This is a genomic window from Microcystis sp. M169S2 (genome assembly GCF_020245865.1).
In the GTDB taxonomy this organism is placed as follows: Bacteria; Cyanobacteriota; Cyanobacteriia; order Cyanobacteriales; family Microcystaceae; genus Microcystis; species Microcystis ichthyoblabe_A.
This window is the reverse complement of sequence record NZ_JADBUB010000188.1, coordinates 1-4,328: the sequence shown is the minus strand read 5'-3', so window position 1 is coordinate 4,328 and position 4,328 is coordinate 1. Positions and strand designations below refer to the sequence as shown.

Here is a 4,328-nt window from a genome sequence, read left to right as displayed (position 1 = left end):
TAACTCGACCGACTCAACTGCAACAAAAAGCGTTAGATTTATTGGGAGTTTCCCTAATTTGTAGCCAGTAACGGGGCGCTGGAAATTCTTTTAATCCCTTCTACAGCACAGCTTATGGCTTTTTGTCAACGGGGAAGTCCAATTATATAGTTTTGTTTTCGACCACGATGACCATTTTTATTGATGTGGTCACTTTTACATTCTGGACATTCCATCGTTTTTTTTGGCGTTGTCAGATCAGAATGTGAAAGATGCAATGCAATCCTTGCTATCAAAGTAATTTGAGTTCCAAGCTGATTCGGATCATCTTTCAATTTGACAACGCCTTTTTTTTCCTTCATTGAGTTTCTATCTATTTTGCCGTCTCATCTCTTTATCTGACAACGCCGAAACCCAAGTCGTGAGGTTTGGGTTTCGCCGTCCGTTTTACGGCGGCGAGGATGTCAACTGTTGGAAAGACCGCAGTTTCCCCGCGACCAACCCCATTCTTCCACTCCCACGGAAATTTGCGAACCGGGACGGACATCTCCTTTGGATAAGTCTATCAGAGTGACACTGACTGCGGCGAATAAACTGCCGCGATAAATCGGCTGTCCTTTGTTGTTGGTATTTTTAAAACTAAGGCTAGAAACTTGGGGAGGTTGACCGGAGCGTGTCCAGCGAATGCGCTCAAAACGTCCATTGATAAATTCTGCTGAATAGGACCAACCGTTATTCATGCGGCCTCGACAAAAAAGCTGTTGTGTGGCTACGGTAGGGGGAATATTGACAGATAAACTCAGAAGGCTGAATGTAGCGAGAGCGATCGGCAAAAATTTCATAAAAGTTGGCACTATAGGGTCCAATAATCCCATTATAAGTTTTTAGTTCGCAAATTTAACTATCGCGGCCGCGGTAAGTTCCGGTTTTTCGAGGTGGGGAACATGACCACAGCGAGGAATCCAAACCAGTTGATTATTAGGTAAGGCCTGCTGAAATTTCTCCGCGTCTTTTGTGCCTAAGATTTGATCGTTTTCTCCCCAAATAATCAGAGTTTCTCGGTTTATTTGGCTTAATTTCGGCAAAAATGCCCCATAACCCCCACTTTTGGTAAAGGAGATTAAAGCCTCACTCCAGTGGGGACAATTCAGGTGCAGATTCGCACAGGTGCAAGCATCAACAGTGGCCAAAGTTGCATCAAAATAGGCGGTACGACTGATATTTTGGCGCACGCGGGGATTGGCTAAAAAATTAGTTGCCCACTTATCGAGGGGAGAAAACATCAATTTACCCAAAACTGGGGGATTAGCTAGTCCTGCGCTGTCAATCAGGACTAATTTCGCCACTATTTCCGGGTAGGAGAGGACAAAATCTAGGGCCACTGCACCCCCCATGGAAGCACCGACTAAAATTATCGGTTCGGCGATCGCAGTTTGCCAGAAATGGTAAAGATGGCTTTTAATAGTTTTCGGAGATACTTCTAAATCTGGGTATCGCTCAGTAAAACCGAAGCCGAGCAGATCTATCGCCCAAGTTTCCCTATTTTGGGCGAGGAAAGGTAGTAAACGCCGAAATTCCAGCAGGGAACTATCAAAACCGTGCAGGAGAACAAAGGGCGGTTGACCTTGCCCTTGTTGACTATAGGTAGTTAGAATCGATCGAGGATAGATAGGGCTATCGATGGCAATTTGTTGGATATTCTGGAGGAGAGCAAGGGAGGTATCTTCGCTCAATCCCTCGCTAACAGTGGGTAAAAAGTTAGGATAATTCACGGATGAGGGGGACAGTTTTTTCTAGAGTTTCCGAACATCGGCGTTGATTTTATCAGCCTGTATCCAAGATTTCCGGTCAAAAAAAACCCAGGCTGATAACTGATAGCTGAAAGTTATCTTAATAGCTAATTTCGAGGGTGACAGCAGCGCGCAGGGTTTGTTCCCCTCCGATAACCGGGCTACTGGCAGCATCGGCACTCCGAAAAACCGCTTCTGAGCGGGCTATTGGCACGGGATTACTGGTATTACCCACTTGGATAGAAACCGTTTCTTTCGGCACTAAACCGAGGGCTTGTAACACGATTGTGGCCTGTTCTCTAGCTTGTTCCGTGGCTTTGATGAGAGCGGTTCTTTGGGCAGCTGCGATCGCTGATTCTCCAGCAGTAAAACTGACCCCATCGATGCGTGTTGCCCCGACTTTGACCGCTTCATCGATTAAAATCCCCGCTTGGGCTATATCAACCTGAAAACTAATCAAATTAGCCCCGATATAACCGATTAAACGTCTTTGATTGTTGCTGAAGTCGTAATTGGGCTGTAAACTAATGCCAGTGGTTTCCAATTTTTCCACTTGACGGGAACGGAGAAATTTAACCACCGCATCGCTACGATTGGCGGTTTCCCGCTGCACCTTGCCCGCTTCTTTGCCTTGAACTTCTACCCCTAAGCGCACTATTGCTTGAGAAGTGGCGATATTTTCTATTCCTTCCCCCGTTACGGTAATTGTCCTCAATTCTCTTGCGTTTGCGTAACTAGGCATAACTAATCCGGTGTTGATGAGGATAAGGGACAGCAAAAAAGCCAAGCAAAATTTTTTGTAATTCATGAAAAATCCGTAGCGATCGATACTATATTTCGATTCTAGCCTTTATTTTGGGCAATTGAGTTGCAGATTATCCCTTTTCTGTCACTTTCGCAATATTGGTGACTAAGCTCTGGGAACTTGAGAAGGGGCCTTTAACCAAGATTGGTGACTCTCTTAGGTTTGGTGGGTAAAATGTATTCTAAGATACAGTCTTGCGGGCAAGTGAGTGTGAAGAACTACAGAGACACAAAGGACACAAAGACCGATCGCTACTATATAAGTTATAGTTAGTAAAAGTATAGTCAAATGTAGACAGACTGAATTCCATTTCAGAAATTCCTTTCACTTTTACTTTGAGAGATTGATTCTCCTTGGGTGAACTACGCACCTCTCTATCCCATAGCGGTTAAACGCATTTGGGAATGCTTTTCGCAAAATGTTGTAGGAACCCATGACATCAGATTGAATCAGAATCCCCTTATCTGTACGATATAACCCTCGCTTAATTATTTTTCCTGAAAACACTGGCCTTTCAGTTGTTTGTCCATACACTGGTAGCAGATCTAAATTCAAAAAATTAGCAACGGAGGTATAGGATTCTTCTTGAATAATCACAGAGATTCCTTCTAATTGACATTTATAAATAATCATGTCAATTAATCGAGCATGAGGGATGGTCACAAATTTTTGATTGTTGACTTTTCCTAAGTTCACTTCTTGTTTCCAACCGTCATTTTTCCCAATTACTAAAGTTGTTATCTCTTGGTCAACTAAGAGATTGACTAAATAACGACTAGCCTGATGAAGATAATCATCTACTTTCTGATTACGACAGCGAGTTAAACGGCAAATTCTCTGGGAACTTTGACGATTGCCTTTTAACAGAGATTGTAACTTAGCCCGACGTTGGTTATAAAATTGATTTAGGCTTTTTAACGGTCTGCCATTAATCAACAAAGGGATAAAGTCCAGTTGATTTGAAGTTACAGCCATCAAATTATCTATCCCTAAATCTATCGCAGCTATTTTTTCATTAGGAGCTAAGAACTGTTCGGTTTTCTCATAAATTACCTCGATTATATAACAATCACATTTAGGAACTATTCTAACTTCTGCTATGCGCTCCGCTACTCTCGTCGGCAAGGCAATTGAAGTACCTGCTTGCCCTGAGCTACGTCGAAGGGATAATTTGACTAACCCTTGCCTAAGACCTACTTTGCTTATAGCTTGAATCGTGTAAACTAAGAGATTTCTTCCTTTTTTTGGCTCCTTATAGCCGGGGATTTTGGGTTTTCCCAGAAATTTATCGGGGTGACTTTTAAACTCCGATGAAGCGGCAAAAAATGATTTCCAGTTTTTGTCTAATCCTCTCAAAACTTGTTGGGAAACTTTAGCGGGTAAAGCTTGATACTGTTCTGTCTTTTTCATCAGAGAGGCCATCTGATTATAGGTCAAATAGCCATGGCCATAAATGAAGTTTTGTCGGATTAAATAATTGGCTGAGTTGTAGAGATTTTTAGACTGCCAAGATAAATTATCTATCTCAGCCCAAAATCGATGTCCTTTCTTGATAATGTGTCTTTCTGCTACTAACATTATTATCCGTTGTCTTTTAACTCAGATATAATCTTCGCCAATTCAAAAATGAAACGCATCAACCTCAAGAGTTGACAAAGAAAGGCTCATCAGGTACTGTCTGATCATTAACAAAAACAAATCAGACCCAAAAACGAAGCCCCCAACATCTTAACATAGAACAAAGAAACTTGCTC

General features: G+C 42.4%; 5 protein-coding genes. All 5 read right to left on the bottom strand.

Annotation, left to right across the window (positions count from 1 at the left end; translation table 11 throughout):
- Window positions 1-125: 125 nt before the first annotated feature.
- Window positions 126-341 carry a transposase-like zinc-binding domain-containing protein gene (locus tag IM485_RS18070; protein WP_104397367.1) on the bottom strand — a complete coding sequence of 72 codons (216 nt, stop codon included), beginning with the start codon at window positions 339-341 and terminating at the stop codon, window positions 126-128.
- 102 nt (window positions 342-443) lie between these two features.
- A complete protein-coding gene (locus tag IM485_RS18065) occupies window positions 444-821 on the bottom strand; it encodes a hypothetical protein (RefSeq protein WP_104397368.1) in 378 nt (125 codons plus the stop codon).
- Window positions 822-863: 42 nt separating this feature from the next.
- Window positions 864-1,751, bottom strand: a complete 888-nt coding sequence (locus tag IM485_RS18060) for an alpha/beta fold hydrolase (protein ID WP_104397369.1) — start codon at window positions 1,749-1,751, stop codon at window positions 864-866.
- 118 nt (window positions 1,752-1,869) lie between these two features.
- Entirely contained in the window at window positions 1,870-2,577 is a 708-nt protein-coding gene (locus tag IM485_RS18055) for an SIMPL domain-containing protein (protein WP_104397370.1), read from the bottom strand.
- A gap of 327 nt (window positions 2,578-2,904) precedes the next feature.
- The gene (locus tag IM485_RS18050; protein WP_104397371.1) at window positions 2,905-4,152 is read right to left on the bottom strand and encodes an RNA-guided endonuclease InsQ/TnpB family protein; all 1,248 of its coding nucleotides are present in this window, start codon (window positions 4,150-4,152) and stop codon (window positions 2,905-2,907) included.
- Window positions 4,153-4,328: the final 176 nt, after the last annotated feature.